This window comes from Agrobacterium sp. El2ro-1b (genome assembly GCF_048298475.1).
GTDB lineage: Bacteria > Pseudomonadota > Alphaproteobacteria > Rhizobiales > Rhizobiaceae > Agrobacterium > Agrobacterium fabrum.
Map to the genome: position 1 here is coordinate 1,550,639 of NZ_CP103459.1, position 26,784 is coordinate 1,577,422.

Below are 26,784 nucleotides of genomic sequence, written 5' to 3' on the forward strand. Positions count from 1 at the left end.
CTGTTCCTTTAAAAAGCGACTGGAACCTCCCTTAATCGCTCTTTCTCCCAACAGCCGGCTTGCGTAAGCACTATGGACCCTAGTATACTTGTATCCAAGTAGCAATCGGATTTTCACGACGGCCTTTCAAAAGGGGAGCGTTCATGACGAAAAATACCAGTGCCGGCTTTGCCGGACGCGGCGGCCATCAGGAGGCCTCGGGCCCGGGGATCGAAAGTGTGGAGCTTGTGGTCAATCGCTATGGCTCGATGGCCGATCAGGTTCATGCGGCCCTGCGTCAGGCCATTGTCGAGGTGCGGCTGGCGCCGGGTGCGCCGATCAGCGAGAACTCGATCTGCCGTCAGTTTTCCGTCTCACGCACGCCGGTGCGCGCCGCCATCCAGCGCCTGTCGGAAGAGGGGCTTGTGGATGTCTATCCGCAGCTCGGCAGCTTCGTCGCGCCGATCAGGCTCGGCGAAATTCAGGACAGCCATTTCATCCGCCGTTCGCTCGAAGTGGCTCTGCTGCGAGAGGTTGCGCCGCGATGGACGAAAGAAATGAGCCGGACGATGCGGGATGTCATCGCCGAGCAGGAAAGGGTGATCGCCGCCCATGACGCCAACGGCTTTTTCCATGCGGACGAGGCATTTCATCGGCTGCTCGGCACGTTTTCCGGCCGCGAAGGCGTCTGGCAGGCAATCCTTGCCGCCAAGGTGACGCTCTCGCGGTTTCATCGTTACTGGGCGAAACCGGAGCGCCTGCCCGCCGTGATCGAGGAGCATCTCGCGGTTGTCGACGCTCTCGACCAGGGCGATGCCGACGGCGCTGAAAAGGCGCTGGTGACACATCTGGATATGGTTTTCGTGATCTACGAACAGCTGCCCGAAGAAGAGCGCAAGCATTTGTCCATTTGATAATGGACGTGGAGGAGGCAGAATGGAACTGAAACACAAGACCGCGCTCGTGACGGGCGCGTGCGGCGGCATCGGCCGCGCCGTGGTTGCGGCGCTGGTGGCGCAAGGGGCAAGGGTGATTGCCTTCGATCGCGATATCGAGGCCGTGACGGCACTCGCGGAGGGCTTTGGCGGTGCCTGCGATCCCATTGCCGTCGATCTCGGTGATGCGGCGGCGCTACAGGCCGTCATGAAGGACATAGCCGGTCGTTTCGAGGTCATCGACATTCTCGTCAACAATGCCGGTGTGCTGTCTCCGCACAAGCTGGCCGCGACCACGCTTGACGAATGGCACAAGCTGATGGCCGTCAATCTCGATGCCGCGCTGCTGCTGACGCAGGCCGTCGTTCCCGCCATGAAGGAAAACCGCTGGGGGCGACTGATCAACATCTCCTCCTACGCCTGGAAATCCGGCGGACTGACGGCGGGTACGGCCTATTCGGTGTCGAAATCGGCAATGGTCGGCCTCACCTATTCCTCGGCGCGTGAGCTCGCTCCCTTCGGCGTCACCGCCAATGCGGTGGCGCCCGCCTATGTGGTTTCGCCGATGATCATGGAGCAATTGTCGGAGGAAGACCGCCAGCGCCAGCTTGCAGCCATTCCCGTCGGCCGTTTCTGCCAGCCCGAAGAAGTGGCGCATGCCGTGCGTTTCCTCGCCTCACCGTTGTCCGGCTTCATGACGGGCACTGTCGTTGACATGAATGGTGGCCTGCAATTCGGCTGAGATACGGAGATAACAACGTGACCAATCGACTTTCTTCCCTTGCACTCTCCCATCTGCCGCAAGACGTGCTTTTACCCACCTATGACCGTAAAGCGGTGACGCCGGGCATCGTCCATCTCGGCGTCGGCGCTTTCCACCGCGCCCATCAGGCCGTCTTCATCGATGATTGCCTGGCGCGCGGCGAAACCGGCTGGGGCATTGTCGCGGCCTCGCTGCGCAGCCCCGATACGCGCGATGCCATCGCGCCGCAGGACAATCTCTACACTTTCTGCCTGCGCGACGGTGAAAACGAGACGCTGCGGGTCGTCGGTTCCATCCTTGAGACCATCGTCGCTCCTGAGGATCCAGAGCGCCTGTTGCAGGCCATGACCGATCCGCGGGTCAGGATCGTCACTTTGACAGTGACAGAAAAGGGTTATCTCGCCGATCTGTCGGCGGGTACGCTTCTTCGTGATCATCCCGATGTCGTCCATGATCTGGAACATCCGCAAAGGCCGCGCTCCGCGCTCGGTTTTCTGCTGGAAGCGACAAGGCGCAGGCGCGCCGATGGCGGCGTGCCGCTCACTCTGCTCTCCTGTGACAATCTTCCGTCCAACGGTCGCATCCTGCACCGGCTTCTGGTGGAGATGGCTGGTCTCACCGATCAGGATCTCGCCGCCTTCATCACGGAAAACCTTTCCTGCCCCTGCGTCATGGTTGACCGCATCGTGCCCGCTACGACCGCCGCCGACCGCGAACGCGTGACGGCGCGTCTCGGCTGCGAGGATGCCTGGCCGGTGATTGCCGAACCCTATTTCCGCTGGGTGATCGAGGATCGCTTTCCGCACGGTCGCCCCGGCATTGAGCTTTCGGGTGCCGAAATCGTCGATGATGTCGAGCCCTATGAGCATATGAAGCTCAGAATGCTGAATGGCGCCCACACCGCCATGGCGGCCATCGGTCAGTGCAGCGGGCTTGAGACGATCGCCGATATCTATGCCGATCCGCGTGTGCGCGGGTACATCGATCGTTACTGGCGGGAGGTGGGTTCCACATTGAGCCCGGCCGTCAGCGGCCCGGATTATGTCGCCGGTCTGCGCCAGCGTTTTGCCAACCCCGCACTTCGCCACCGCGCCGCCCAGATAGCTTCGGACGCTTCCCAGAAAGTGCCGCAACGCATTCTCGCACCACTTGCGGAGCTGCGTGCTGCGGGCGCGGCGAATTCGGTGGCTCTTTTTGCTGTCGCCCTTTGGATACGGTCGTGCGCGGCGCTGAACGAGCGCGGCGAGCCCATCCTCATGGCCGATCCGGCTTTTGCCGAATGGAGTGCACCAACCGGCACTGGTGAGGACCCGGATACGGTCGTCGAGCGGTTTTTAACATTCCGTCGCGTCTTCGGTCCTGAATGGCTGGCGGACGAGGCATTCGTCACGGCGCTTCGGGCGGCTTATCGCGACATCGTCCAATACGGCGCGCTCGGCGCCATCGAACGGCATTTTTCGGAGGAGTAGACTATGAAGGAAACCTGGCGCTGGTTCGGAGAATCGGACCCGATCACCCTTGAGCATGTGCGGCAGACGGGCGCCAGCGGCGTTGTGACAGCGCTGCACCAGATCCCCGACGGCACGGCGTGGCCGGCGGAAGAGATCGCCAAACGCAAGGCGATGATCGAAGCGGCCGGTCTGGAATGGAGCGTCTGCGAATCCATTCCGATGGAACAGTCCGTTAAGCGCGGCGACGCCGATGCCCCGAAAGCGATTGCGCGCTGGAAGGATACGCTCGCCCGCCTCGGCCGCGCGGGTGTTCCCGTCGTCTGCTACAATTTCATGCCTGTCGTGGACTGGACGCGCACGAACCTGCGCTGGCAATCCCGCAATACCGGATTGGCACTGCGCTTCGAAATGGCGGATTTCGTCGCTTATGACGTCTTCATCCTGAAGCGTGCCCGTGCGGCGGAAAATTATGAGCCCTCGCTGGTGGCGCAGGCTGAAGCCCGTTTCGCGAAGATGAGCGAAGAGGAGCAGTCGCTTCTGGAGCGTAACATCATCGCCGGCCTTCCGGGCGGCGCATTGGTGCAGACGCGAGAGTCCATCGCTGCGCTGATCGCTTCGTTCGATGGCATCGACAGCGCGACCATGCAGGGCAATCTTCTCGCCTTTCTGCGGGAGGTCGTGCCCGTCGCTGAAGAAGTGGGCGTGCTTATGGGCATCCATCCGGACGATCCGCCATTCTCTCTGTTTGGCCTGCCGCGCGTGGTCTCGACGCCTTCGGATATTCGCGCCATCCTGTCGGCCGTTGAAAGCCCCAACAACGGCATCACCCTTTGCACCGGCTCCTACGGTGCCCGCAGCGACAACGATCTTGTGGCGATGGCACAGGAATTCGCATCCCGCATCAATTTCGCCCATCTGCGAAATGTCACCGTCGAGGCGGATGGTTCCTTCTTCGAGGACGATCATCTGGATGGCGGAACGGACATGATCGGCGTCATAGAGGCTCTGTTGCGCGAAGAGCAGGCCGCAGCCAAGGCCGGACGCCGGACCAATATTCCGATGCGGCCGGACCACGGCCATCTGCTGGGTGACGACATCACCAAAAAGACCAACCCCGGCTATTCCTATATCGGCCGCATGAAGGGTCTCGGCGAACTTCGTGGTGTCATCCGTACCGTCGAGCGCCAGCTTCGCCGAGAGGAGGGGGCCGCATGAAAACCCGCAAACTCGGACGCACGGCACTGTCGCTGAGTGAGCTTTCCTTCGGCGCTGCCGGTATCGGCAATCTCTATCGCAGCGTCAGCCGCGAGGATGCGATGGCGACGTTGCAAGCCGCCTGGGACGCCGGTATCCGCTATTTCGATACAGCACCCTATTACGGGCAGGGCCTTTCCGAACGACGCGTCGGCGATTTTCTTCAGGGGAAACCAAGCGATGCATTCGTGCTGTCCACCAAGGTAGGGCGGATCCTGAAAGCGGCGGAAGACGGCGTCACACCGGATTATGGTTTTGTCGATGCGCTGCCTTTCGTGGCGGAATACGACTACAGCTATGATGGCATCATGCGCTCGTATGAGCAGAGCCTTGCCCGGCTTGGTCTCGGTTCCGTGGATATTCTCTATGTCCACGATCTTGAGGCGGCCACGCTTGGAGAGGAAGCCTATCGCCATCATTTCGGGATATTCACCGAAAGCGGTATCGAGGCGCTGCACGAGTTGAAGGCTAAAGGCCTGATCGGCGCATTCGGCCTTGGCGTGAATGAGGTTCCGGCCTGCCTGAACCTCATGGAGATAGACGAAATCGACTGCATCCTTCTGGCAGGCCGTTATACGCTGCTTGACCGTTCGGCTGCAGCGCGGCTGCTTGGCCGTTGCGCGGAAACCGGCACCTCGCTCATCATCGGCGGTGTCTTCAACTCGGGCATTCTTGCAACTGGCGCAAGGCCAGGCGCGACCTTCAATTACGCTGAGGCTGCACCTGAAGTCATGGAGCGGGTGCGCGCCATGGAGACCCACGCCGCCGGCCATGGCGTCGCGCTCGCGGCCGCCGCTATGCATTTTCCGCTGCAAAACGCCGATGTCGCCAGCGTGCTGATCGGCACGGCGAAACCGGACAGTCTCCGGCGCAATCTATCCATTTTCGAAACTGCGGTGCCGGACGCCGCCTGGGCGGGTTTTGACACGCTCGCGCTTGAAGAATGACCGACACGACATGGAGGAGGACGCCATGGACCTGATTGATACTCACCAGCATCTGATCTTGCGGGGCAAACTCGGTTACGCCTGGACGCGCGGCGAGCCGAGCCTTGCGGGAAGCTTCACCCGGGCGGATTATGCAACCCTTGTCGAGGGCAGCGGTGTCATCGGCACGATCTTCATGGAAACCGGGGTCGATGACGGTGATTATCGGGCGGAAGCCCGGCTTGTCGCCGGAATGGTAGGGGAAGGCACCTTGCCGATGTTCGGCCAGATCGCCAGCTGCCGGCCGGAAACGAACCAGGGCTTCGACGCCTGGCTGGAGGAGTGCCGCCACCTCAAAGTGGTCGGCTTCCGGCGTATCCTCCAGGTCATGCCCGACGATACCAGCCGTGTGGAAAATTACCGGCGAAACGTGCGCAACATCGGCAAGGCCGGATGGCCGGTCGATCTGTGTTTTCATTCGCGCCAGCTCGCCATTGCCGCCGAACTTGTCCGGGCCTGCCCCGACGTCCGCTTCATGCTCGACCATTGCGGCACGCCTGACATCGTCGGAAACGATTTCCCCGCCTGGAGCGAGCGCATGGCCGATCTGGCCAGCTTGCCCAATCTTTCCGTCAAGCTCTCCGGTGTCACCGCCTATTGTGCGCCGGGGCAAGCGACGCTGGAAAGCGTAAGGCCTTATGTGGAAACCGTATTGAACCTGTTCGGCCCGGCAAGAATGGTCTGGGGCGGTGACTGGCCGGTGGTCGATCTCGGCTCGGGCCTGCCGGAATGGATCGCCATGACGAGAGAGCTTCTGTCGACGCTTTCCCCGGATGAGCAGGCATCGATCGGCCATGGCAACGCCAGACGATTTTATCTGGCGACATAGGATGATCCTCAACCGGATAGGGTCTCGTTCATGCCGATGATGTCGCGCAAATTATCAGAGGTGGTGCGGGTGGTCGGGGTCGAACCGACACTCCTTGCGGAACCGGATTTTGAGTCCGGCGCGTCTACCAATTCCACCACACCCGCATTCGCTGCCGATTGTGTTTCAGTTCACTGAGGCAATGCCACGGCGTCTATCACGGGCGAGACCGTGCGTGCAAGCCCAAAAGCGGGAAATTTGCCTTGCGAACGGGATGTCCACACGCTGTAAGGCAGGGCAAAATCCCGGGCCGTTATTTTGAAAAAAATCGGCATAATTGCCGCGGCGCAGGCAATTCGATTGGCCGCAACTGTTTCAAAACGATACACCTATGATTGAATCATTCGGATAATTTTAGATATCTCTAATAAATTAGTATATACGCAATTGCTAATTGAAACTATAATGCCGAGGTGGAGTTTTCCACGCGGGGCGGGAGTAGCCAACTCATAGGGAGGAAATTATGAGGGCTCTTTCTCGCAATTTGTTACTGTCTGCCTGTCTTATCCTGCCGGTCAATGCCCACGCACTGGATATCGGGATCGGTGGAGAGAACGGGGTAAATGCTAGCGTGGGTGGTAATGGCAGCGGCGGTCTCGGCGTCGGCGCTTCCGTTGGCGGCAGTGGCGGGGTTAATGCAAGTGCCGATGTCGGTGGGCGCAGCGGCGGCGGCTTGGGTGCCGACGTTGGTGCTTCCGTTGGCGGCAGCAATGGGGTCAATGCGGGTGCAAACGCATCCGTCGGCGGTTCGAGCGGCGTCAATGCTGGCGTGAATGCGTCTGTTGGCGGCTCCAACGGCATCAATGCCAATGTCGGAGCCAATGTCGGCGGATCACGCGGGCTCGGTGTTGATGTTGGACTGGGCATTGGTGGCTCGGGTTCGCCCGGTAACCCTGGCAATCCGGGTAACCCGGGAAATCCTGGAAATCCGGGCAACATCGGAAATCCGAACAATCCCGGCCGGCCGATGACGCCTCGCGCCATGCGTCAGGTCATCCAGTCCTACAACGACATGTCGCGTACGGAGCAGATCAAGCTCGCTCGCCGCTGTGTCGATATTCTGGGTGGCGGATACGATGCGGCCCTGACGCAATTGTGCAAGATGATCCGGACGGCCTCGCGCTGAAGCCGGCCTCATTTGCCGAACATATCCGAAGGGCGCCCCCGGCGTCCTTCGGATTAGTTGCCTTTGCGTCCGAAGGACAGGATCTTCTGCCGCAGGCTGCGGGCGAGGTTGCGGGTATTGCGGTACATGTCCACCTGCGTGGAAACCTGCCGCACGTCGCGGTCGCTGTTGTGGGTCAGGCCGACGACCAGAGTGCCCATTTCCTGCCGTTCCTGCCAGAAGCGGCTCATGATCGGATGATCGGGCACGGCGCAACTGTCGCTGCGCAGAATATTGGCGTCGTCCAGATGCCAGTCGGTCAGTTTTTGCACCAGCAGCTTGCCGGGTGAATATTGCGAATAGTTTTCGTCGAAGGCGGTTTTCCACGTATAGGCTTCGCCGGCGGTGATGAAGACCACCATGGATGCGATGGCGCTGCCATTGAGATCGATGGTGTGGATACGAACGGCATCTGCTTCGGCCAGATTGGTGATGGCCTCGCGGGCGAAGGCAGCTCGATACCGGTCGTTGACCAGCGCGGTGCGTTTGCGGCCCTTCCAGCCACTCGCTTCCAGCGCCAGAAATTCCTCCATGCGGTAGCGCACATCCTTCGGCTGGCGGGTCACGCTGTAGGAGAGGGACCCGAGTTTTTCGAGCTGGCGCCACTGCCTGCTCATTTCGCGCAGATGGTGTGGTGCAAGGGTGTTGCGCAGATAGGCCTTGCCATCAAGGAGACTTTCCAGCATCGGCCGTTGATAATTGCCCGTCATCGTCACCGGCAGGTTGCGGCTGAGCGCAATCGCCCTGAACATGCGCGCAAACGGCCCTTCCAGCCGTACATCCGGCAGGACAAGAACATTCGGCAGACGCATGTTCCGGTCGGAAAGGGCGTCGAAAAGATTGTCGAGGGTTTCGGCTGCCCCTTCGGTATCGACCAGCGGTGTGCCGAGCGGCCCGAATGGATTGGCCCAGACGCGAATGATGGACGGACCCATGGAAAAACCCGGCTTTTCCACGGTAAAGGGCATCAGGAAGCGCATACGGCTTCTGGCGCCGTTCTCGTCGCGAATGAGGGCGAAGCGCACGGACTTGTCTTCGATACGTGGCATGGCGGGCGCAAGAAGCCGCCCGGTGAAGAAGACATTCGCCTCCATGACACGATTGGACAGGAAGTCGAGTTCTTCCTGCATGTCGTAACCGAGTTGACCCGGATAGATGCAGAATTCCCGGCCGTCGCGTCCCACGCGCCGGCTGCTGTCTGCCGCTGGACGGTCACGCTCCGCAGACGCCAATAGCGCCGCGATGCGCGGGTCCTGAAAATCCGGATTCTTTGGATCGCTGGACATGCTTGTTGTTATACCGCCTTCCCAGTGTCTTGACCTGCCCGGGGATCGTTGAAAGCAAAAAGGACGATCCCGAGTGTGCGGCGAATGGCAATATGCAATAACACAGCTTCTATGCACATGGCTATCGCCACCGCTGCCGCGGCCCCTGCCAGACCATAGACCGGAATGAGCGCCATGTTGAGTGCAATGTTGCAACCAAAGATAATAATATAAAGCACAACGCAAAGTTTTTGTTTGCCGGCCATATTCAACAGCGTTTCTCCCGGGCCGATCATCGCTTTGGCGAGGAAACCGGCAAACAGGAAGAACATCAGCTGGTAACCCTGGACGAAGCCCGGGCCGAACAGCGACAGCAGGAACGGACCTGCCAGAAGCACCACGCTGCCGACGGCGAGCGATGGCCAGAAGGCCCAGCGAGCGGCCTGGCCGGCAAAACCCGCAAGCCCCTGACGATCATTGGCCGACATCAGGGCGGCAAGACGTGGCGCGGCGGCCGCCTGCACGGAGAAAAACACGAATTGCATCAGCACGATGGTTTTTGCCGCCGCAAAATAGATGCCGACCTGATCGGGTGGCAGGTAAAGGCCGACAATCACCACGTCGGAATTGGTCATCAGGAAACCGATGCCGTCGATGAGGAACATCGGGAAGGCGAACCTTATCCAGTGACGGAAATGAACCTTGCGGGCTGTGCTGCGGAAATGCCGGTTGAGCCGGCGGTTCATAAAGGCGAAGTGGAAGAGCGTGGTGACATAGGTGGCCAGAAGGGCCATGAGCATGGCGGTGGTTGCTGTTTTTTCCGCGCCGAAACGGATCGCCGTCAGCATGAACAGCAGGATCAGCACCGGGCGGACGATATAGGTGGGGCTGAGCGCGGAGACGGCCCAGCCATTGGCGCGCGCGGTGCCGTTCAGCACATCGCCCAACGCCACCATCGGCAGGGTGAAAAGCGCCAGCGCAACGGGAATGAGATAATAGGAAGCGATGCGCTCGCCGAAGAAATACAGGAAAACAAAACCGAAAATTGCAAGCGCGCTGGCTGCAAGCATCGCGAAGACGCGTGCCGTCGACGTCAGCCCCATGATCTTGTCATGGGCTTCCTCTAGACGGTAGCCGGGTAAAAAACGGATCACGGTCGTATGGAAACCGAGACAGGAAAGGTTCCCGAACAGGATCACCAGAACCCAGACAAAGGCGAAGAGGCCATATTCGAATTCGCCCATCAGGCGGGCAAGGATGATCTGGGAAATGAAGGCGATGCCGGCGCTGACGATGCGCACTGCAAAGGCGACGAGCGCCATGCGTTGTGCGCGCGAAACCTCATCTCTTCCGGAAAGAAGGACGGCGACTTTCGCCCCCAGCGGCGCAAGCTTTGCGCGCAGGCTTGCGGGTAAGGCTTTTTCCGCCGTGTTGAGGATAGCCATGATCCACACGCCATCATTTCCAGTTGAATAGGCAGTTCGACTGTAAGCGCTTATCCTTAACGAAGGGTTTGGGAGGCACCAGCCTGTGTGCCGATATCATCCAACTCGCGTGGCCTGCGAATACCGTTGAACAGGAAAAGTGCAAGCGGGCTCCGGCGTATCGCCTGATGCAGCAAATAGGCCGTTGCCGTGGTGGCTGCGACGATGATCGCGAATTCCAGGACCGGCGGCAGCGCGATCAGGATGAAGAGGATTCCAAAGATGTAAATCAGCGGATGATGAAACAGGTAAATGGTGAAGGACGCATCCGTCATGCGTCTCGCAAGCGGGCTTGGCCTGTCGAAATAGCGGCAGGCGAGGTCGATCAACAGACGGCTTGCCGCCACCGCCGCAATTGCGGAAACAAGCACCAAAAGTGCCGAAGTCGAAAACGGATGTTGAAGGCGCAATGTCACCGCCGCACCAATAGCGCCCGCAGCGATGACAACGGTGGGAAAACCCGTCTGACGGAATTGGTGAAAAAGAGCGCGATTGCAATGCAGCAGGGTGCCGATCAGGAAGAAGGGCAGGTAGCGCGCATACGGGTCGGAAGCACGCTCATAAAGAAGGAAAAGCCTGCTTCCACTCCGTGCCGCAAGCAGTCCGGAACCATAGACCATCAACTCCCACAGGACCGGGAGGGCGCAGAGTGCCGCGAAGAACAGGGTGGCGTGCCGCTGCTGCAAGCTTTCGAACCCGTTTTTGATCTGGGTAAATGGCGGGTGTTCCGCCAAGAACAGAAGGGCTGCCAGCAGGACCGAATAGGCAATGAGGGCCGGCAGGAACCACAGATGCATGATCCACTGTTCGCTCGGGCGCAGCAAGCTGGGCAGGCTCTCAAGCAGACGGTCAGCGGGAATATCGCCTTTGGCGACGCCGGCCAGTTGCAGCAGGAACAGTTGCAATGGCCCGAGCAGAAGCACGGCCACGATGAAGGGCACGCCGAGGCGCAGGAAACGCTGCCTCAGCCAGCGCATCTTGCCCTTCTTGCCGATGACCATGGTGGAAAAATACCCCGCCACCAGGAAGAATGTCGGCATGCGGAAGGTGACGAGCGCAGCACCTAATGCGCTCAGAAGCGGGCTGGTCTCGAAATCCTTGATGTCCCAGGGCAAGACATGGCTGTAGAGCAGGGAGGCGTGATAGGGAATGCCGAGCATCATCAGGAGAGCCCTGAGGGAGTCCCAGTAATGCTCATAGTCTGACTTGCCCGGTTGCATTTTTCCCCCGCGCCGAAACGCGATCCCGCGTGCTCCGTGACGACCAACACGACTATTGGTGGAAAACGCTAATAAACCCTTCACGCGCCCGAAGGGGTAGGCGGCGCCTTTTTCTTGGGCAGAAGGTCGAGCACCAGCGCGCAGCCGAAAATGATGATGCCGGCGCCGAAAAGCTGGGGAAGCGACAGGGGTTCATCGAGCACCAGGGCGCCGACAAGCACGGCCACGACGGTGACGGCAAATTCCACGCTGATCGCCTTCGTTGCGCCGATCGAGGAGACGAGCTTGAAATAGGTGATGTAGGTCAGGCCGCTCATGACGACCGCCTGTATCAGAAGATAACCGTAGTCAACGAGATCAGGCGTTCCGGGCAGGGGCACCGCGAAAAGAAGCGGCAGGGTCATCAGGCCGCCTGTTAGGAAGGAACCGATGGTGATTTCCCAGGATCCAACCCCTTTGAGGTGCAGGCTGGCAAAATTGCTGCCATAGGCCGCACAGATGCAGGCGGCGACAGCGGCAGCACAGCCGATGATAAAGCCTGAAGTGACGGGAACAGCGGGAAAACCGACAAGCAGAACGATACCGGCAAAGCCGATGACGAGACCGGCAATGCCCTGCCGCGTCAGGCGTTCCAGACCCCATATCTGCGAGATGAGCATCGAGAAAAGCGGAATGGTCGCCACCAATATGGCTGCCATCGCGGTGCCGATCTGAGGCGTCGCGTAGGAAAGGCCGATCAGTTGCCCGGCGACCGTCGTTGCGCCGACGATTGCGAAAGCGCGCCAGCTGGCGGAAAATGCCAGCTTCCGGCGGGCCGCCCGCGCAATGAGATAAAGGGCGACAGCGGTTATGAGCGAGCGAAGCGTGACTGCGCCAATCCAGCCGAAGGCTGCGACGACATGGAGAAGCAGCAGGAAAGACACGCCCCACGTAATCGCGAGAAAAATATAGGCGGCAAGATCGCGAGGGGCCATGAAAGCAGTTTCCGCAAGATGATCCGGCTCCCATATGGAAAGTGCCGATACCAGTCAACACCCCGGCTGGCGGCAACGATCCGGCGCAAACAAAATCGCCCGTAACGCAGGTTACGGGCGACCGATTTCTGGCAGAAAGCCCTGACTTTTTACGCCTGCTCGTAAACGCCGTGGCAGTGCTTGTATTTCTTGCCGGAGCCGCAGGGGCACATTTCATTGCGCCCGATACGGCCCCAGGTGGCGGGGTTATTCGGATCGCGCTCCTCGGCAGGCACGAAAGCGGCAGGCACGCCCTGCGCCATCTCGTCTTCGCCGGTGACGGGGTCGAGGTGATGGGCGGTCATTTCCGGAAGCTCAGGCTGCTGCGGTTCCTGTTGCACCAGTTCCACGCGCATCAGCTGGGCAGTAACCGCCTCGCGCAGATTGGTGAGCAGCGCCTGGAACAGTTCGAAGGCTTCCGCCTTGTATTCCTGCAGCGGATCGCGCTGGGCGTAACCGCGGAAACCGACGACAGAGCGCAGATGGTCGAGATTGACGATATGTTCGCGCCACAGATGGTCGATCGTCTGGAGAATGACCGAGCGTTCCACATAGGTCATGATCTCGGGGCCGAAACGTTCGGCGCGCTCGGCGGCGTATGTGTCGGCCGCTTCGGTGACGCGCTGGAGAATATCGTCCTCGGCGATGCCTTCTTCCTTTGCCCATTCCTCCACCGGCAGGTCGAGGTTCAGGAACTGCGCGATACCAGCTTTCAGGCCGGCGATATCCCACTGTTCGGCATAGGCATTTTCAGGAATATGCTTGGTGACGAGCGCTTCGATGACCTCGTGGCGCATGTCGGCGGCGGTTTCACCAATATTGTCGGCTTCCATCAGCTCGAGACGCTGATCGAAGATGACCTTGCGCTGGTCGTTCAAGACGTCGTCATATTTCAGAAGGTTCTTGCGGGTCTCGAAGTTGCGGGCTTCGACCTTCTTCTGGGCGCGTTCCAGCGCCTTGTTGATCCACGGATGGACGATGGCTTCGCCGTCCTTCAGGCCGAGCTTCTGGAGCATCGAGTCCATGCGCTCGGAGCCGAAGATGCGCATCAGATCATCCTGAAGCGACAGGTAGAATTTCGAGCGGCCCGGGTCGCCCTGACGGCCCGAACGGCCGCGCAGCTGGTTGTCGATACGGCGGCTTTCGTGGCGTTCGGTGGCGATAACGTAGAGACCGCCGGCGGCGAGCGCCTTTTCCTTCAGCACCTTGATCTCGGCGCGGATAGCCGCTTCCTTGGCATCAAGCTCCGGCCCCGGTTCCATGCCTTCCAGTTCGCGCTCGAGGCGCATGTCGACGTTGCCGCCGAGCTGGATGTCGGTGCCGCGGCCAGCCATGTTGGTGGCGATGGTGACGGCGCCGGGAACGCCGGCCTGCGAAACGATATAGGCTTCCTGCTCGTGATAACGCGCGTTCAGAACCTGGAAATCGGTAAAGCCGGACTGGCGCAGCATATGGGCCAGAAGTTCGGACTTTTCGATGGAGGTCGTGCCGACGAGAACCGGCTGGTTGCGTTCATGCGCCGCCTTGATCTCGGTTATGATGGCAAGGAACTTCTCTTCGCCGGTGCGGTAGACCTCGTCGTCCTCGTCGATACGCTGGATCGGCAGGTTGGTCGGCACTTCGATGACGTCGAGGGCGTAGATGTTGCCAAATTCTTCGGCTTCCGTCGACGCCGTACCGGTCATGCCGGCCAGCTTTCCATACATGCGGAAATAGTTCTGGAAGGTGACGGAGGAGAGTGTTTGGTTTTCCGGCTGGATCTGCACCTTTTCCTTGGCTTCCAGAGCCTGGTGCTGACCTTCGGAATAACGGCGGCCCGGCATCATGCGGCCGGTGAATTCGTCGATGATGACGATTTCGTCGTTACGGACGATGTAGTCCTTGTCGCGGGTGAAAAGCTTGTGGGCCTTCAGCGCATTGTTGATGTGGTGAACGATGGCGACATTTTCGATGTCGTAAAGCGATTCGCCCTTCAGCAGACCTGCCTGACGCAGCAGGTTTTCGAGCTTCTCGGTGCCGTCCTCGGAGAAGTTGGCCGAGCGCTGCTTCTCATCGATTTCGTAATCTTCCGGCGACAGAAGCGGGATGAAGGCGTCGATTGTGTTGTAGAGGTCGGAACGGTCGTCCAGTGGGCCGGAGATGATAAGCGGCGTGCGCGCTTCATCGACGAGGATCGAGTCGACTTCGTCGACGATCGCGTAGTTGTGGCCGCGCTGCACCATCTGGGCGCGATCGTATTTCATGTTATCGCGCAGATAATCGAAGCCGAGTTCGTTATTCGTCGCGTAGGTGATGTCGCAGGCATAGGCCTCGCGGCGCTGGTCGTCGTCCAAACCGTGGACGATGACGCCGGTCGTCAGCCCGAGGAAGCCGTAGAGCTTGCTCATCGTGGCGGCGTCGCGCTTGGCGAGATAGTCGTTGACGGTGACGACATGCACGCCCTTGCCGGCGAGTGCGTTGAGGTAGACCGCAAGGGTCGCCACCAGCGTCTTGCCCTCACCGGTCTTCATTTCGGCAATGGCGCCGCCATGCAGAATCATGGCGCCGGTCAGCTGCACGTCGAAGGGGCGCATGTGCAGAACGCGGCGCGATGCCTCGCGAGCGACGGCGAAGGCCGGGATCAGCAGATCGTCCAGCGTCTTGCCGTCGGCAAGCTGTTGGCGGAATTCCGCGGTCTTGGCCGCCAGCGCTTCGTCGGAAAGTGCCTTGGTGGCTTCTTCCAGCGCATTGATGGCTGCGATCTTGCTTTTATAGGAGCGGACGCGGCGTTCATTTGCCGAACCGAACAACTTGCGGGCTATTCCGCCGAGACTGACCATCTTACTGGCCCTTTCTGAAATTCCGTTTTGCCGGGCGCTTTTCTCCGTCACGCTGATTTCAGCACAAATGACGGACTTCGCCCTTCAACGTATCTGGACGCGAGGTTGCGTGACAGATAAGAGGGGGGGCAAATGATGTCAACGGTTCTGCCCGTTACAGAATGGCCACAATCAGGTGTTTGGAAGTTTTTTCAGAGCCGGAAACCATGTCTGGAGCCGGCATTGTCCCCGAAAGGTTCAAAATGTTGCGCTATAATAAAATTGCGGCTGCGGTGATTGTGGCCACGCTCGGCCTCCAGCTTCCGGCTTTTGCACAGGAAGACAAGGTCGTTGCCAAGGTTGGCGATCTGGAGATTCACCAGTCCGAACTCGATCTGGCCATGGGCAACCTCGATCCGCAGCTCGCGCAGCTTCCCGACGAGCAGAAGAAGGTCGCAGCCTTGTCCGGCGCGATCGACGTCAAGCTTCTCGTGAAGAATGCCGACGCGGAAGGTCTGGAAAAGACTGAAGATTTCAAGAAGCGCATGGAATTCATCAAGGATCGTGAGCTGCACAACGCTTACTTCCGCAAGCATGTGGTCGATGCCGTCACCAATGACGAAGTGAAGGCCCGCTACGACAAGGAAGTCGCAGCCCTGCCGCAGGAAGAGGAAATCAAGGCTGCCCACATCCTCGTCGCCAGCGAGGACGAAGCCAAGGACATCATCAAGCAGCTTGATTCGGGCAAGGATTTCGCAGCGCTCGCCAAGGAAAAGTCGACCGATTCCAACAAGGATGACGGCGGCGATCTCGGCTGGTTCGGCAAGGGCCGCATGGTGCCGGAATTCGAAGAAGCCGCTTTCGGCCTCGAAAAGGGCGCCTACACCAAGACCCCTGTGAAGACGCAGTTCGGCTTCCACGTCATCAAGCTGGAAGACAAGCGCATCGCCCCGCCGCCGGCTTTCGAGCAGGTCGAGCCTCAGGTTCGTCAGCTTGTCATGCGCGACAAATACGTTGCCCTCATCGAGAAGGCAAAGGCTGAGCAGAAGATCGAAATCATGGATGAGACGCTGAAGAAGGGCTACGACGAAGCCACGAAGGAACAGCAGGCTCAGCCGCCGCAGCAGTAATAAATACCAATGTTACGGGGCGGCTTTGAGGCCGCCCCGTTTCATCTCAGGCTTTCCCAGACCCTCCCTTTCCAGAATTTCAGGCGCTTCCCATGTCCGTTGCCGTTTCCCCGCTCGCTCCCAAATCCTATCCCGACATGCCCGCGCTGCGCGGGGTTCGCATGGCGACGGCTGCTGCCGGCATCAAGTACAAGAACCGCACCGACGTTCTCTTGATGGTGTTCGACAAGCCGGCAAGTGTGGCCGGCGTCTTCACCAAATCGAAATGCCCCTCGGCTCCGGTTGATTTCTGCCGCGCCAATCTCGGTGGCGGCGCGGCGCGTGCCGTGGTGGTCAATTCCGGCAATGCCAATGCGTTTACGGGCGTCAAGGGCAAGGCTGCGACCGAACTGACGGCGAAATCCGCCGCCGCTGCCGTCGGCTGCTCCGAAGGCGAAGTATTCCTGGCGTCAACTGGCGTGATCGGCGAGCCGCTGGACGCCTCGAAATTTGCCGGTGTTCTCGGTGATATGAATGTCAGGGCGGAAGCCGATTTCTGGCAGGAAGCCGCCAAGGCGATCATGACGACCGATACCTATCCCAAGGTTTCGACCCGGACCGCCGAGATCGGCGGCGTGATCGTCACGATCAATGGTATTTCCAAGGGCGCCGGCATGATCGCGCCCGATATGGCGACGATGCTCTCCTTCGTGGTGACGGATGCCGACATTGAGCCCGCCGCCCTGCAATCCCTGCTGTCCGCCGGTGTCGGCCCGACCTTCAATTCCGTGACGGTCGATAGCGACACGTCCACGTCGGACACGCTGATGCTGTTTGCCACGGGTGCGGCGGCAGAAGACGGTCAGGCGAAGGTGACGAGCGCCGATGACGAGCGCCTGTCCTCCTTCCGCGCCGCGCTCAACGATCTCCTGAAGGATTTGGCGCTGCAGGTGGTTCGCGACGGCGAAGGCGCGCGAAAGATGGTGGAAGTCACCGTGACAGGTGCGGAGAACGATGCCGCTGCCAAGAAGATTGCCCTTTCCATCGCCAATTCGCCGCTGGTGAAGACCGCCGTTGCAGGTGAAGATGCCAATTGGGGCCGCGTCGTCATGGCTGTCGGTAAATCAGGCGAAATGGCTGACCGTGACCGCCTGGCCATCTGGTTTGGCGGCGTGCGCGTGGCCGTGAATGGTGAGCGCGATCCTGACTATTCGGAGGCGGAGACCACAGCCGTGATGCGGCTGGAAGATATCACGGTGAAGGTGGATATTGGTCTCGGTGAGGGTACGGCCACGGTCTGGACCTGCGATCTGACCAAGGAATATGTTGCGATCAACGGCGACTACCGGAGCTGACCGTTGGAGCCGAAGAGAATGCAGGACAACAAAGCCGTTAATCTGCCGCTGGTTCGCCGTCTGGAAGCCGTCAGCTTCCGGGCATGGCCGGCCTCGTCGGTGATTTATGATGGCAGCTGGCAAATCCGCCTCACGGGTTCGCATCCCTCCAAGCGTATCAATTGCGTGGTGCCGCTCGATCCTTCCGATTACGGCAACTGCGCGGTGCGACTGGAAAAGGCGCGCAAGCGTTTCGAGGATTTCGGCCGGCCGCTGGTGGTGCGCGAAACGACGCTGATGCCGCCGCAACTCGTGGATTTTCTGATTGGCGATGGCTGGTCCGTCTTCGAAGAGGTGCTGGTCATGACGGCCGATCTCGCCAGCATGGAGCTGCCGGAAACGCTGGTCAGCCTGCCCAGCCATGATATCGGTCGTTTTGTCGAAGCGAGCATCAAGGTCAGCGATGGCGATCCGGCGCTGCGCCCGGCAATCGCGGAAATCGTCAGTTCCATCAAGCCGACGCTCGGCCTCTTCATCAACGAGGAGGTAGAGGGCAACCCGCTCGCCACCATGATTTGCGTGCAGGATAACGATCTTGCCGGCGTCATCTCGCTCGATGTCGAAAAGTCGCAGCGTAAAAAGGGTCTCGGTACGCAGCTTCTGTCGTCGGCACTGCGCTGGGCCAGAATTAGCGGCGCTAAAACCGCTTGGCTGCAGGTGATTTCCACCAATGCGCCGGCGATCGCGCTTTATGAAAAATTCGGCTTCTCCGAGGCTTATCGTTATCGCTACTGGCAGAAGGGCACCGGCGAATGAGTGAGGCGGGCAAAAAAATCCTGCTGGTCGCCGCCTGCGCGCTTCTCGATCAGGATGGACGCATTCTTCTGGCGCAGCGGCCGGAAGGCAAGTCGCTTGCGGGGCTGTGGGAATTTCCCGGCGGCAAGGTGGAGCAGGGCGAAACACCGGAAGAAACCCTTGTCCGTGAACTGGACGAGGAGCTGGGCGTCAAAACCAAGGTCGCCTGTCTCGCACCGCTGACATTTGCCAGCCATACCTACGAGACCTTTCACCTTCTGATGCCGCTTTACGTGTGCCGCCGTTATGAAGGCATCGCCCATGGCCGGGAAGGACAGGCGCTGAAGTGGGTCAAACCCCAGGCGCTGCGTGGTTATCCCATGCCGCCGGCCGATGAGCCGCTCATCCCCTTCCTTCAGGATTTGCTGTAAGGATCGAGCGGCCTCTGAGGCCCCCTCTGCCTTATCCCGTCACAGCTTCGTGAAAACGCCCTCTGTTCACTGCTTTGCCGTGCCAAAACGGGGCTTCGTTAAGAGATCGTTCAGCACCCTCTGGCAGATTGTTAAGCTAAAGAAGCGGTAAACTGCGCGAGACGAGGTTGGTCATGAACGAGGATTTCTGGAAGACGGTGGAAGGTCGTCATTCGTATTCCAACAAATCCCGTCGCACCGGCGTACTCAATGTGGCGCTGTTGTTCGGCACGGCGGTCATCGCGCTCTCGCTGATCATTACCCCCATGCTTGCCGGAAAATCTCCCACGCGCGTGGCGCAGTTCCCCGACAATTACGACATGATCAGCACCGGCTCCATCAAGAAGACCGATGTGGGCAAGACCTATTCCATCCGCCGCAGTGTCACCCAGCCGATGCCGGAGATGCCCTGCGTGGTCACGGGTTACAGCAACGAGGGCGGTTGCTGATCATTTACCATCAACGGTAACGGATTCCTCATGTCGCCGACCTAGGATGGTGCTGAATTTCAACAGGGCGTGTGCCGGTTGTCGAAACGCACCGGATGGTGGATGGGGAATATCCTGTGCTGCATTTTTTTATCAATTTTTGCAAAAATGAAAACGGCGCTACAGCGGTTGAATATGGCCTGATCGCAGGGATAATTTCCGCAGCGCTCATCGCCGGCCTCGGCAACATCAGCAGCGGTATCAATGCCGTGTTTCAGTTCATCGTCGACGCTTTTCCCAAGGGTTGAAAGCTCGCGCCGATCATTCAGGACAGTTTTACTTCTGTTGTCTTCAAGGCGTCAGCAAGGCGCATCTTGGCGGAGCCGGGCTTCAGGGGCTTTTGCTGGCTCTCATGCGGTGCCCAACCTGATACATAGATGATGGAAAATGTCGCCCTTATCCGCCCATCGGGATCGGAATAGCGCTCGGCATAGAGTTCCGCCGCCCGCACAAAAAAGGCGCGGTTGAGCGGCTTTCGGCTTCTGCTTGCCAGCGGGTTGGCCATGCCCATGGCGCGCAGGTCGCGCATCAGCGGGAAAATTGAATCGTAACGCACCGTGTAGGTCTCTGCGTCGGTGACGGGAAGCGCAAAACCGGCACGTTGCAGGAGCGCACCGACATCCCGCACATCGGCAAAGGGAATGACGCGTGGGCTTGCACCTCCGGTCAGCTCCGCTTCCGCCGTCAGCAAGACGTCGCGCAACTCATGCAGGGTGCCGCTGCCGGGAATGGCGCCGAGAAACAGGCCGTCGGGCTTCAATGCCCGCCGGATCTGGATCAGCGCACCGGGGGTGTCGTTGGTGAGGTGCAGGGCAAGCGGCGAAACGATGAGATTGGCGGAGGCTTCCGCAAGCGGCAGATGCTCCATCGACGCCATCTCGGGAATGTTTCCGTCCGTCGCGAATACGCTTTCGGTTTCGACGCGGCGAATGTTGTCTACTTTTCCCGTCTCGGCCAGCCGGCGGGCCGTGACGCCCGTTCCGCCGTGCAGTTCGATGGCCGTCTCGAACTTGCGCTCGACGATGGCAAGCCTGCCGGCCAGCTCTTCGGCTGCCATGTCGAGAAGAAACAGGGCCTTGTCGTCACGCCGGGTCCACGCCCGGCGGCGGTTTTGTTCGATCAGGGTCTGGTCAAAGAGAATATCCATCGTCTTGCCTGCTTGGCCTTCAACGCCTTCTGGATCGGCGGGCCGTATCGTTGCTGTCATGCCGCTTCGGGCATCATTTCCGGTGTCGCGCCGGAGCGTATCGCTCTCGCAAAGGCACCCGTTCGGCGCTAAAGTCAACCTCATGGGTGCTGGTGACGATCTGTTTTCGGGATTGCTGTCGAAGTCCGCCGTCGTGCCTTCCGCGGCACGCGAGGTGGCGCGTTCGTTCTTCCGCCTCGTCTATCCGCCCACCTGCGCTGGCTGCAATCGCATGACCGGTGGCGAAGGGGCGTTATGCCCCGATTGCTGGAGGGATGTCGGCTTTATCGATCGCCCTTTCTGCGAGGTTCTGGGCATTCCCTTCGCGCGGGACCATGGAGAAGGTGTTGTCAGCGGGCGGGCAATCGCCGATCCGCCGCCATTTGATCGCCTGCGTAGCGTCGCCAGCCATGAGGGCACGGCCCGCAAGCTGGTCCACCGGTTGAAATATCAGGATCGCACCGATCTCGCCCGGTTGATGGCGCTGTGGATGCTGCGGGCAAGTGACGGGACGGTTGAATCCTGCGATTGCATCGTGCCGGTTCCGCTGCATCGCCGCCGCTTCCTGCGCCGCCGTTTCAACCAGTCCGCCGAGTTGGCCCGGCATCTTGCCAAGGCTGCCGGCAAACCTCTGCTCGCCGGTACGCTGCTGCGCGTGAAGCCGACCGAGCGGCAGGTGGGGCTTTCCGCGCTTGCCCGTCGGGATAATGTGCGGGGTGCGTTTTCCCTCGCGCCCGGCCGGGAGGCCGATATTTTCGGCAAGCGCGTGGTGCTGGTGGATGACGTCTATACGACAGGCGCGACGGTGGGGGCGGCAAGCCGCGCCCTGCGCAAGGCGGGTGCCGTGGATGTGACAGTTTTGACCTTTGCAATGGCCATTTCCGGCCCTATATGAAGTCTGAACGACGTGACTTTATCGTGCGTTTTGCCGCACGTTTGCGAGGCTCTGAAGAACATGGCACCGGTGACGATCTATACGCGGGATTTTTGTGGTTATTGTGCGCGCGCCAAGGCGTTGCTGGACATGAAGGGCGTCGATTACGCCGAATATAACGCCACCACGACGCCGGAATACCGGCAGGAAATGATCGAGAAATCCGGCGGCACGACCTTTCCGCAAATCTTCATCAATGGCCAGCATGTCGGCGGTTGTGACGACCTGCATGCGCTGGAACGTGCCGGCAAGCTGGATGCCATGCTGGCTGCCTGATTAGCAGGTTTTTGGAGGACGTGATGAGTTTCAAGGCTGCCGCCATCCAGATGCGCTCCGGTGTCGATCCGGTAAGGAACGCCGCCGATATGGAACGGCTGGTGCGCGCCGCCGCGGCGGAAGGGGCTGTTTATGTACAGACCCCGGAAATGACGGGCGCAATCCAGAAGGACAGGCAGGCACTTCGTGCCCAGCTGCGTGATGACGATGGCGACATCATCGTAGCGTCAGCCGCACGGCTGGCACGCGAACTCGGCATTCACGTCCATGTCGGCTCCACGGCCATTGCCCGTCCGGATGGCAAAATCGCCAATCGCGGTTTTCTCTTCGCGCCGGATGGTTCGCGCATCTGCAGCTACGACAAGATCCACATGTTCGATGTCGATCTCGACAATGGCGAAAGCTGGCGTGAAAGTGCCGCTTACCAACCCGGTGAAGTGGCGCGTATCGCCGATCTTCCGTTGGCGAAATTCGGGTTTGCGATTTGTTATGACGTCAGGTTTCCCCAACTTTTCCGGGCCGAAGCGCTAGCTGGTGCCGAGGTTCTGACGGTTCCGGCGGCCTTCACACGCCAGACGGGGGAAGCCCATTGGGAAATCCTGCTGCGTGCCCGCGCTATCGAAAACGGTGCTTTCGTCATCGCCGCCGCGCAGGCCGGCGTGCATGAGGACGGTCGCGAGACCTTCGGCCATTCCATCATCATCGACCCCTGGGGCAAGGTACAGGCCATGGCCGGCGGTGCGGGGGAAGAGATCATTTTTGCCGAGATCGACACGTCGCTGGTTGCGGCTGCGCGCGGCAAAATTCCCAATCTGCGCAATGCCCGCGAGTTCGGGCTGGACACCGTCATTCCCCTTAAACCTGCCGGAGGTGAGGCGGCGTGATCCGTTATGCGCTGGCCTGTGAAAAGGGTCATGAGTTCGAAGGCTGGTTTGCCGGTAGCGACGATTTCGACAATCAGTTGCAGCGCGGTTTTTTGTCCTGCCCGGTCTGCAATTCCGTGCAGGTCTCCAAGCTCTTGATGGCGCCTTCGGTTTCCACTGCCCGCAAGAGGGATGAACGCCAGACGCTTGCGATGGATTCCGCCAGGAAAGAGGCGATTGCGAAAATCCGGGAAGCCGTCGCCAATATTCGTGCGAATGCCGAAGACGTTGGCGACAAATTTCCTGAGGAAGCCCGCAAGATTCATTATGGTGAGGCGGATGAGCGCGGCATCATCGGAAATGCCTCCATGCAGGACGTTGAGGCACTACTAGACGAGGGCATAGAGATCGCGCCGCTGCCGGCGCTGCCTGACGACGTCAATTGAGTTTATTCAGCCCGATATTGATGCACCTAATACCCTTCACGAGATAGCCGGCCCTATGCCGGCCATGAAAGCAGGTGGATTGTTTCACGCAGCCGCCGGGCGTTTCGCCAGCATCATATAATTGACTTCCATGTCCGGCGAGAGATTCCACCGATCCTGCAGCACGTTGTAGAACACGCCGGTGCGATGGATGATATCCATGCCGCTCGCCACCATCGGCCGCTCCAGTTCTTCCGGGCGGACCAGCTTCTCATACTGGTGCGTGCCGCGCGGTAGCCAGCGCAGCACGTTTTCGGCGGCGAAGATTGCCAGCGCCCGGGCCTTCAGCGTGCGGTTGATAGTGGCGGCGAACATCAGCCCACCGGGGCGCACCATTTTCGCGCAGGTGGTGACGAAGAAATCGACATTGGCCACATGCTCCACCACCTCCATGTTGAGGATGACGTCGAAAGTCTCGCCCGCCTCCTGCAACTGTTCCGCGGTCACGGCGCGGTAATCGACGCTGACGCCGCTTTCCCGCGCATGGGTGGAGGCGATGCCGATATTCTTCTCCGAGGGATCGGCGCCCACCACGGTGGCACCCATGCGTGCCACGGGTTCGGACAGAAGGCCGCCGCCGCAGCCGATATCCAGCACGCGCAGCCCTTCCAGCGGGCGATGCGCCTTCGGGTCGCGGCCAAAATTCTCGCAGACGCGGTTGCGGATATATTCCAGCCGAACCGGATTGAACTTGTGCAGCGGGCGGAACTTTCCTGTCGGGCTCCACCATTCCGCAGCCATTGCGGAGAAACGATCCACTTCGCTCTGGTCGACGGTCGTCTGTGCGGTCTCGCTCATGGTTCTGCTCCATATTGCCGTTGCACTGAAGTCGGATGATTGACCCCCGAAGTCAAGACCAGCGGGCTATTGCGCGGGCAAATTGTCGGGGCGCGCATTGCCGCAGATGGAACTGATGGGACACCTTATTTGTTTCATGCTGCGTTCATGGAGGAGCGCGTATTTTCCGATCGTGGCAGTATGCGGAACGCATGCTCGTCCATCGAATATGATGGATGCCGACAAGGGCAAAGCGGGCCTTTGCTTGAGGAGAAAGAAGTGAAGAGAAAACTGTTTAGCGCAATTGCGCTGGTGGCCATGTTTGCCGCGCCGGCACTTGCCGAAGCCGCGACACGCGGTTTTGCCACAGCGAATGTGAATATGCGTTCCGGCCCGAGCACCGCCTACCCGGCTGTTGTCGTGATCCCGGTTGGCGCGCCATTGACGGTGCACGGCTGCCTGTCGGATACGCCGTGGTGTGACGTCTCTTTTGTCAATGGTCGTGGTTGGGTCGCCGGTCGTTATATCCAGACGACATTCCGGCAAAACCGGGTCTACGTCGAGCCGCGGTATTATCGCGATCTCGGTGTTCCCGTGATCACCTTTGAAGCCGGCCGTTATTGGGACCGTTATTATCGCGACCGCGACTTTTACCGCGAGCGTGACCGCTGGCGTCGTCCGCCGCCATCAGGCGGTTACTGGAACGCGCCACCTCCGAGTGCCGGCTGGGATCGCCCGCGTCCGCGTGACGAATGGCGTGATGGCCGCCGGGAAGACTGGCGCGATGGTCGCCGTGATGAATCCCGTGATCCGCGCCAGGGAGGCCCGAACGACGGGCGCTGGGAACGCCGTTATGGCGACTGGAACCAGGGTGACCGAAATCAGGACAGGCCGCGTCGCGACGACGACCGCCGCCGTTGGGAAGATGAGAACCGCGACCGCAATCGTGATCGTGATCGCCAGCAGAATCAGACTGAAGGTGGTCAGCTTCCTCCAGAGCGTCGTCAGTGGGATGACCCGCGTCGCGCGCCAGCTTCGGAAAATTTTCGGGACGGCTGCCGGATCGGTGATCCCGCTTGCGCCCAGCGCTAACAGACAAAGCCCGGCGAGATTTCGTCGGGCTTTTTTCATTTGGGGCTTTGCTGGATGTATTCGTGCGGCGTTATTTCGCGGCAGTAGCCTTGCGGGCACGGCTCTTGGGTTTTGCCGGTGCTTCCGCGTCCAGTGCGGCAACGTCAACAATCGCCGTGGGAGCGGCTTTTTTGCGGGTTGCCGGTTTTGTCGCTTCCGATGTCTTCAGCAGCGAAAATTCATGCCTGGCCTGTTCCCAATGCTGGGCGTCGCGGCCATGGGGATGGCCTTCCTTTTCCCAGAGTGTATATGCCCGTTTACTGATCCATTCGTTTTCCGAAACCTGCATGCTCGTCTCCCGTTGCTGTTTACAGCGCCTTTGAGAAGGCGACAATCCGCTTGGTCCGGCACACGCTCGACAGCAATCAATGCCGGCATTTCCAGAGCCCATTACATGCCATGATCTTCCGGGCGTCAAGCAAACATGCTGCATTGCGAAAGAGGATTTTCGGCATTTTCTCACCCTGCAAAGCGGTTTCGGCGAAAGACGTTCCCGCAGGACAAGATCAACGTTGCGTGATCGCGCCAAGGCAGCCAAGATGGGCGGATGCATGGCGGCGGAGGAGGCGGTCTTGGAACTGGCAAGGCAAGTGGAAGCAGAGGTCATCGTCGAGACAAAAGGAGCGGCCGGCATCATCAGCCTCAATCGCCCGAAGGCCATCAACAGCCTGACGCTGCCGATGGTGCGCGCCCTGTTTCAGGCACTTCAGCGTTTCGAGGACGATCCCGCCATTTCCTGCGTGGTGCTGAGGGGAGAAGGCGAGAGAGGGCTCTGCGCCGGCGGTGATGTCCGTATCATCCATGATCTCGGCAAGGCAGGCGACCCGCAAGTGCTGGATTTCTGGCGGGAGGAGTTTCCGCTCAACTATCGCATCGCCCGTTTCGGCAAGCCCTATGTGGCCTTGATGGACGGCATCGTCATGGGCGGCGGTGTCGGTATTTCCACCCATGGCAGCCACCGCATCGTCACGGAGCGCACGCGGCTCGCCATGCCGGAAACGGGCATCGGTTATTTCCCCGATGTCGGCGGCTCCTGGCTTTTGCCGAGAGCGCCCGGCGAATGCGGCACCTGGCTGGGGCTGACGGGCAACGCCGTCACCGCCGCCGATGCGATTTATGCCGGCTTTGCCGACTATTGCGTGCCATCAGGACGTCTCGACGCACTGGTGCAGGCTCTGTCGAAAGCTACCGATATCGAAGGTGTCGATGCGACGATAGCGTCCTACGCCACTGACGAGGGCGAGGGCCAGTTGGCTGCAAATAGGGATATCATTGACGCGACATTCCGTTTCGACACGGTCGAGGTAATCTTCGCCGCACTTTCGGCGCGTGACGATGCTTTTTCACGCGAGACCCTCGAAGTCCTGCGTAAACGTTCTCCCACCAGCCTAAAACTGACCCTGAAGTTATTGCGCCTCGGCCGGGAAAGCGCGAGCCTGATCGAATGCCTGGAGCGCGAATTTGCCGCCGGCACGGAGATATTGCGGCAGCACGATTTTTACGAAGGCGTGCGCGCCGCTCTGGTCGACAAGGACCGCAATCCCCGCTGGCGGCCTGCACGGCTGGAAGAGGTGAGTGAGGAAGACCTTGCACCTTATCTTGCCGCGCATTCCGGCAATCTGTTTCCCGAGCATCGTCTTTAGCTCGACGCAAAAGAAATCCGGCTTCCCGCCCCATATGAAATCATCGCCTTTGGATGTTTAATTCTTTGGGCAAAATTTCCAATCCACTCCTCCGCAAAGCACGACTGTTTCT

Annotated in this window: 27 protein-coding genes and 1 tRNA gene; 19 read left to right on the top strand and 9 right to left on the bottom strand. The window is 60.0% G+C overall.

The genetic code is table 11. The features are described from left to right. The first annotated feature begins 143 nt into the window (after positions 1–143). Genes NYR50_RS21220 through NYR50_RS21245 form a run of 6 tightly spaced genes read left to right on the top strand, consistent with a single transcriptional unit; the run spans position 144 to position 6,197 of the window. On the top strand, positions 144–893 hold the full coding sequence (locus tag NYR50_RS21220) for a GntR family transcriptional regulator (protein ID WP_174010008.1): 750 nt from the start codon (positions 144–146) through the stop codon (positions 891–893). Between the two features lie 22 nt (positions 894–915). After that, positions 916–1,656: an SDR family NAD(P)-dependent oxidoreductase gene (locus NYR50_RS21225; protein WP_174010007.1), complete on the top strand. Its 741-nt coding sequence runs from the start codon at positions 916–918 to the stop codon at positions 1,654–1,656. Between the two features lie 17 nt (positions 1,657–1,673). Further along, a complete protein-coding gene (locus NYR50_RS21230; RefSeq protein WP_174010006.1) occupies positions 1,674–3,146 on the top strand; it encodes a mannitol dehydrogenase family protein in 1,473 nt (490 codons plus the stop codon). A 3-nt stretch (positions 3,147–3,149) separates the two neighbouring features. After that, positions 3,150–4,343 carry a mannonate dehydratase gene (uxuA, locus tag NYR50_RS21235; protein ID WP_174010005.1) on the top strand — a complete coding sequence of 398 codons (1,194 nt, stop codon included), beginning with the start codon at positions 3,150–3,152 and terminating at the stop codon, positions 4,341–4,343. Beyond that, on the top strand, positions 4,340–5,329 hold the full coding sequence (locus tag NYR50_RS21240) for an aldo/keto reductase (RefSeq protein WP_174010004.1): 990 nt from the start codon (positions 4,340–4,342) through the stop codon (positions 5,327–5,329). Before uxuA ends, NYR50_RS21240 begins: the two co-directional genes overlap by 4 nt. Positions 5,330–5,354: 25 nt before the next feature. Continuing rightward, positions 5,355–6,197: an amidohydrolase family protein gene (locus NYR50_RS21245; RefSeq protein ID WP_174010003.1), complete on the top strand. Its 843-nt coding sequence runs from the start codon at positions 5,355–5,357 to the stop codon at positions 6,195–6,197. 61 nt (positions 6,198–6,258) lie between these two features. Here the strand turns inward: NYR50_RS21245 and NYR50_RS21250 are convergent. Beyond that, positions 6,259–6,343 (bottom strand) — tRNA-Leu (locus NYR50_RS21250). 356 nt (positions 6,344–6,699) lie between these two features. Between NYR50_RS21250 and uppQ the strand changes: the two genes are divergently transcribed. Beyond that, a complete protein-coding gene (gene uppQ, locus NYR50_RS21255) occupies positions 6,700–7,362 on the top strand; it encodes a polysaccharide biosynthesis GNAT family N-acetyltransferase UppQ (RefSeq protein ID WP_174010002.1) in 663 nt (220 codons plus the stop codon). Between the two features lie 53 nt (positions 7,363–7,415). Here uppQ and NYR50_RS21260 read toward each other — a convergent pair whose 3' ends face one another. From NYR50_RS21260 to secA, 5 genes are all read right to left on the bottom strand, one after another. Further along, positions 7,416–8,687: a GNAT family N-acetyltransferase gene (locus tag NYR50_RS21260; protein ID WP_174010001.1), complete on the bottom strand. Its 1,272-nt coding sequence runs from the start codon at positions 8,685–8,687 to the stop codon at positions 7,416–7,418. A gap of 8 nt (positions 8,688–8,695) precedes the next feature. Then, positions 8,696–10,111 (bottom strand): Wzx-type polysaccharide biosynthesis protein UppV, encoded by a 1,416-nt coding sequence (uppV, locus tag NYR50_RS21265; RefSeq protein ID WP_174010000.1) that lies wholly within the window; start codon positions 10,109–10,111, stop codon positions 8,696–8,698. A gap of 56 nt (positions 10,112–10,167) precedes the next feature. Next, positions 10,168–11,370 (bottom strand): glucans biosynthesis protein MdoC, encoded by a 1,203-nt coding sequence (gene mdoC / locus NYR50_RS21270; RefSeq protein ID WP_418138025.1) that lies wholly within the window; start codon positions 11,368–11,370, stop codon positions 10,168–10,170. Between the two features lie 80 nt (positions 11,371–11,450). After that, entirely contained in the window at positions 11,451–12,344 is an 894-nt protein-coding gene (locus NYR50_RS21275) for a DMT family transporter (RefSeq protein ID WP_006315723.1), read from the bottom strand. Between the two features lie 149 nt (positions 12,345–12,493). Next, a complete protein-coding gene (gene secA / locus NYR50_RS21280; RefSeq protein WP_418138026.1) occupies positions 12,494–15,202 on the bottom strand; it encodes a preprotein translocase subunit SecA in 2,709 nt (902 codons plus the stop codon). Positions 15,203–15,444: 242 nt separating this feature from the next. Between secA and NYR50_RS21285 the strand changes: the two genes are divergently transcribed. The 6 genes from NYR50_RS21285 to NYR50_RS21310 all read left to right on the top strand — a co-directional run bounded on the left by NYR50_RS21285 (position 15,445) and on the right by NYR50_RS21310 (position 19,625). Then, a complete protein-coding gene (locus NYR50_RS21285; RefSeq protein WP_174009997.1) occupies positions 15,445–16,311 on the top strand; it encodes a peptidylprolyl isomerase in 867 nt (288 codons plus the stop codon). Positions 16,312–16,403: 92 nt separating this feature from the next. After that, the gene (argJ, locus tag NYR50_RS21290; RefSeq protein ID WP_174009996.1) at positions 16,404–17,645 is read left to right on the top strand and encodes a bifunctional glutamate N-acetyltransferase/amino-acid acetyltransferase ArgJ; all 1,242 of its coding nucleotides are present in this window, start codon (positions 16,404–16,406) and stop codon (positions 17,643–17,645) included. 18 nt (positions 17,646–17,663) lie between these two features. Continuing rightward, positions 17,664–18,440, top strand: a complete 777-nt coding sequence (locus NYR50_RS21295) for a GNAT family N-acetyltransferase (RefSeq protein WP_174009995.1) — start codon at positions 17,664–17,666, stop codon at positions 18,438–18,440. Further along, entirely contained in the window at positions 18,437–18,850 is a 414-nt protein-coding gene (gene mutT, locus NYR50_RS21300) for an 8-oxo-dGTP diphosphatase MutT (protein ID WP_174009994.1), read from the top strand. Before NYR50_RS21295 ends, mutT begins: the two co-directional genes overlap by 4 nt. A 173-nt stretch (positions 18,851–19,023) precedes the next feature. Then, positions 19,024–19,338, top strand: coding sequence for a hypothetical protein (locus tag NYR50_RS21305; RefSeq protein ID WP_006315743.1), 315 nt, complete (start codon positions 19,024–19,026; stop codon positions 19,336–19,338). A gap of 95 nt (positions 19,339–19,433) precedes the next feature. Then, positions 19,434–19,625: a Flp family type IVb pilin gene (locus NYR50_RS21310; RefSeq protein ID WP_174010407.1), complete on the top strand. Its 192-nt coding sequence runs from the start codon at positions 19,434–19,436 to the stop codon at positions 19,623–19,625. A 17-nt stretch (positions 19,626–19,642) separates the two neighbouring features. On the opposite strand, the gene NYR50_RS21315 is transcribed toward NYR50_RS21310, so the two are convergent. Next, a complete protein-coding gene (locus NYR50_RS21315; protein ID WP_418138284.1) occupies positions 19,643–20,524 on the bottom strand; it encodes a methyltransferase domain-containing protein in 882 nt (293 codons plus the stop codon). 142 nt (positions 20,525–20,666) lie between these two features. On the opposite strand from NYR50_RS21315, the gene NYR50_RS21320 reads away from it, so the two are divergent. From NYR50_RS21320 to NYR50_RS21335, 4 genes are read left to right on the top strand one after another with little or no spacing between them, the layout of a single operon-like run. Then, a complete protein-coding gene (locus NYR50_RS21320; RefSeq protein ID WP_174009993.1) occupies positions 20,667–21,458 on the top strand; it encodes a ComF family protein in 792 nt (263 codons plus the stop codon). Between the two features lie 60 nt (positions 21,459–21,518). Beyond that, a complete protein-coding gene (gene grxC / locus NYR50_RS21325; RefSeq protein WP_162688067.1) occupies positions 21,519–21,773 on the top strand; it encodes a glutaredoxin 3 in 255 nt (84 codons plus the stop codon). 23 nt (positions 21,774–21,796) lie between these two features. Then, positions 21,797–22,657 carry a carbon-nitrogen hydrolase family protein gene (locus NYR50_RS21330; protein WP_174009992.1) on the top strand — a complete coding sequence of 287 codons (861 nt, stop codon included), beginning with the start codon at positions 21,797–21,799 and terminating at the stop codon, positions 22,655–22,657. Further along, complete coding sequence (locus NYR50_RS21335) at positions 22,654–23,082, top strand: DUF1178 family protein (RefSeq protein ID WP_174009991.1); 429 nt, start codon at positions 22,654–22,656, stop codon at positions 23,080–23,082. The genes NYR50_RS21330 and NYR50_RS21335 overlap by 4 nt, the downstream gene beginning before the upstream one ends. Positions 23,083–23,166: 84 nt before the next feature. Here the strand turns inward: NYR50_RS21335 and ubiG are convergent, their stop codons facing one another. Next, complete coding sequence (gene ubiG / locus NYR50_RS21340) at positions 23,167–23,919, bottom strand: bifunctional 2-polyprenyl-6-hydroxyphenol methylase/3-demethylubiquinol 3-O-methyltransferase UbiG (RefSeq protein ID WP_174009990.1); 753 nt, start codon at positions 23,917–23,919, stop codon at positions 23,167–23,169. 258 nt (positions 23,920–24,177) lie between these two features. Between ubiG and NYR50_RS21345 the strand changes: the two genes are divergently transcribed. Next, positions 24,178–24,990, top strand: coding sequence for an SH3 domain-containing protein (locus tag NYR50_RS21345; RefSeq protein ID WP_418138027.1), 813 nt, complete (start codon positions 24,178–24,180; stop codon positions 24,988–24,990). A 70-nt stretch (positions 24,991–25,060) separates the two neighbouring features. Here the strand turns inward: NYR50_RS21345 and NYR50_RS21350 are convergent, their stop codons facing one another. Then, a complete protein-coding gene (locus NYR50_RS21350) occupies positions 25,061–25,318 on the bottom strand; it encodes a DUF2934 domain-containing protein (RefSeq protein ID WP_162688066.1) in 258 nt (85 codons plus the stop codon). A gap of 262 nt (positions 25,319–25,580) precedes the next feature. Between NYR50_RS21350 and NYR50_RS21355 the strand changes: the two genes are divergently transcribed. Continuing rightward, positions 25,581–26,672 (top strand): enoyl-CoA hydratase/isomerase family protein, encoded by a 1,092-nt coding sequence (locus NYR50_RS21355; RefSeq protein ID WP_418138285.1) that lies wholly within the window; start codon positions 25,581–25,583, stop codon positions 26,670–26,672. Positions 26,673–26,784 lie beyond the last annotated feature (112 nt).

Coding starts and splice junctions, on each gene's coding strand:
- NYR50_RS21220 (WP_174010008.1), top strand. CDS start 144: ATGACGAAAAATACCAGTGCCGGCTTTGCCGGACGCGGCGGCCATCAG.
- NYR50_RS21225 (WP_174010007.1), top strand. CDS start 916: ATGGAACTGAAACACAAGACCGCGCTCGTGACGGGCGCGTGCGGCGGC.
- uxuA (WP_174010005.1), top strand. CDS start 3,150: ATGAAGGAAACCTGGCGCTGGTTCGGAGAATCGGACCCGATCACCCTT.
- NYR50_RS21240 (WP_174010004.1), top strand. CDS start 4,340: ATGAAAACCCGCAAACTCGGACGCACGGCACTGTCGCTGAGTGAGCTT.
- NYR50_RS21245 (WP_174010003.1), top strand. CDS start 5,355: ATGGACCTGATTGATACTCACCAGCATCTGATCTTGCGGGGCAAACTC.
- uppQ (WP_174010002.1), top strand. CDS start 6,700: ATGAGGGCTCTTTCTCGCAATTTGTTACTGTCTGCCTGTCTTATCCTG.
- NYR50_RS21260 (WP_174010001.1), bottom strand. CDS start 8,687: ATGTCCAGCGATCCAAAGAATCCGGATTTTCAGGACCCGCGCATCGCG.
- uppV (WP_174010000.1), bottom strand. CDS start 10,111: ATGGCTATCCTCAACACGGCGGAAAAAGCCTTACCCGCAAGCCTGCGC.
- mdoC (WP_418138025.1), bottom strand. CDS start 11,370: ATGCAACCGGGCAAGTCAGACTATGAGCATTACTGGGACTCCCTCAGG.
- NYR50_RS21275 (WP_006315723.1), bottom strand. CDS start 12,344: ATGGCCCCTCGCGATCTTGCCGCCTATATTTTTCTCGCGATTACGTGG.
- secA (WP_418138026.1), bottom strand. CDS start 15,202: ATGGTCAGTCTCGGCGGAATAGCCCGCAAGTTGTTCGGTTCGGCAAAT.
- NYR50_RS21285 (WP_174009997.1), top strand. CDS start 15,445: ATGTTGCGCTATAATAAAATTGCGGCTGCGGTGATTGTGGCCACGCTC.
- argJ (WP_174009996.1), top strand. CDS start 16,404: ATGTCCGTTGCCGTTTCCCCGCTCGCTCCCAAATCCTATCCCGACATG.
- NYR50_RS21295 (WP_174009995.1), top strand. CDS start 17,664: ATGCAGGACAACAAAGCCGTTAATCTGCCGCTGGTTCGCCGTCTGGAA.
- mutT (WP_174009994.1), top strand. CDS start 18,437: ATGAGTGAGGCGGGCAAAAAAATCCTGCTGGTCGCCGCCTGCGCGCTT.
- NYR50_RS21305 (WP_006315743.1), top strand. CDS start 19,024: ATGAACGAGGATTTCTGGAAGACGGTGGAAGGTCGTCATTCGTATTCC.
- NYR50_RS21310 (WP_174010407.1), top strand. CDS start 19,434: ATGGTGGATGGGGAATATCCTGTGCTGCATTTTTTTATCAATTTTTGC.
- NYR50_RS21315 (WP_418138284.1), bottom strand. CDS start 20,524: ATGGATATTCTCTTTGACCAGACCCTGATCGAACAAAACCGCCGCCGG.
- NYR50_RS21320 (WP_174009993.1), top strand. CDS start 20,667: ATGGGTGCTGGTGACGATCTGTTTTCGGGATTGCTGTCGAAGTCCGCC.
- grxC (WP_162688067.1), top strand. CDS start 21,519: ATGGCACCGGTGACGATCTATACGCGGGATTTTTGTGGTTATTGTGCG.
- NYR50_RS21330 (WP_174009992.1), top strand. CDS start 21,797: ATGAGTTTCAAGGCTGCCGCCATCCAGATGCGCTCCGGTGTCGATCCG.
- ubiG (WP_174009990.1), bottom strand. CDS start 23,919: ATGAGCGAGACCGCACAGACGACCGTCGACCAGAGCGAAGTGGATCGT.
- NYR50_RS21350 (WP_162688066.1), bottom strand. CDS start 25,318: ATGCAGGTTTCGGAAAACGAATGGATCAGTAAACGGGCATATACACTC.
- NYR50_RS21355 (WP_418138285.1), top strand. CDS start 25,581: ATGGCGGCGGAGGAGGCGGTCTTGGAACTGGCAAGGCAAGTGGAAGCA.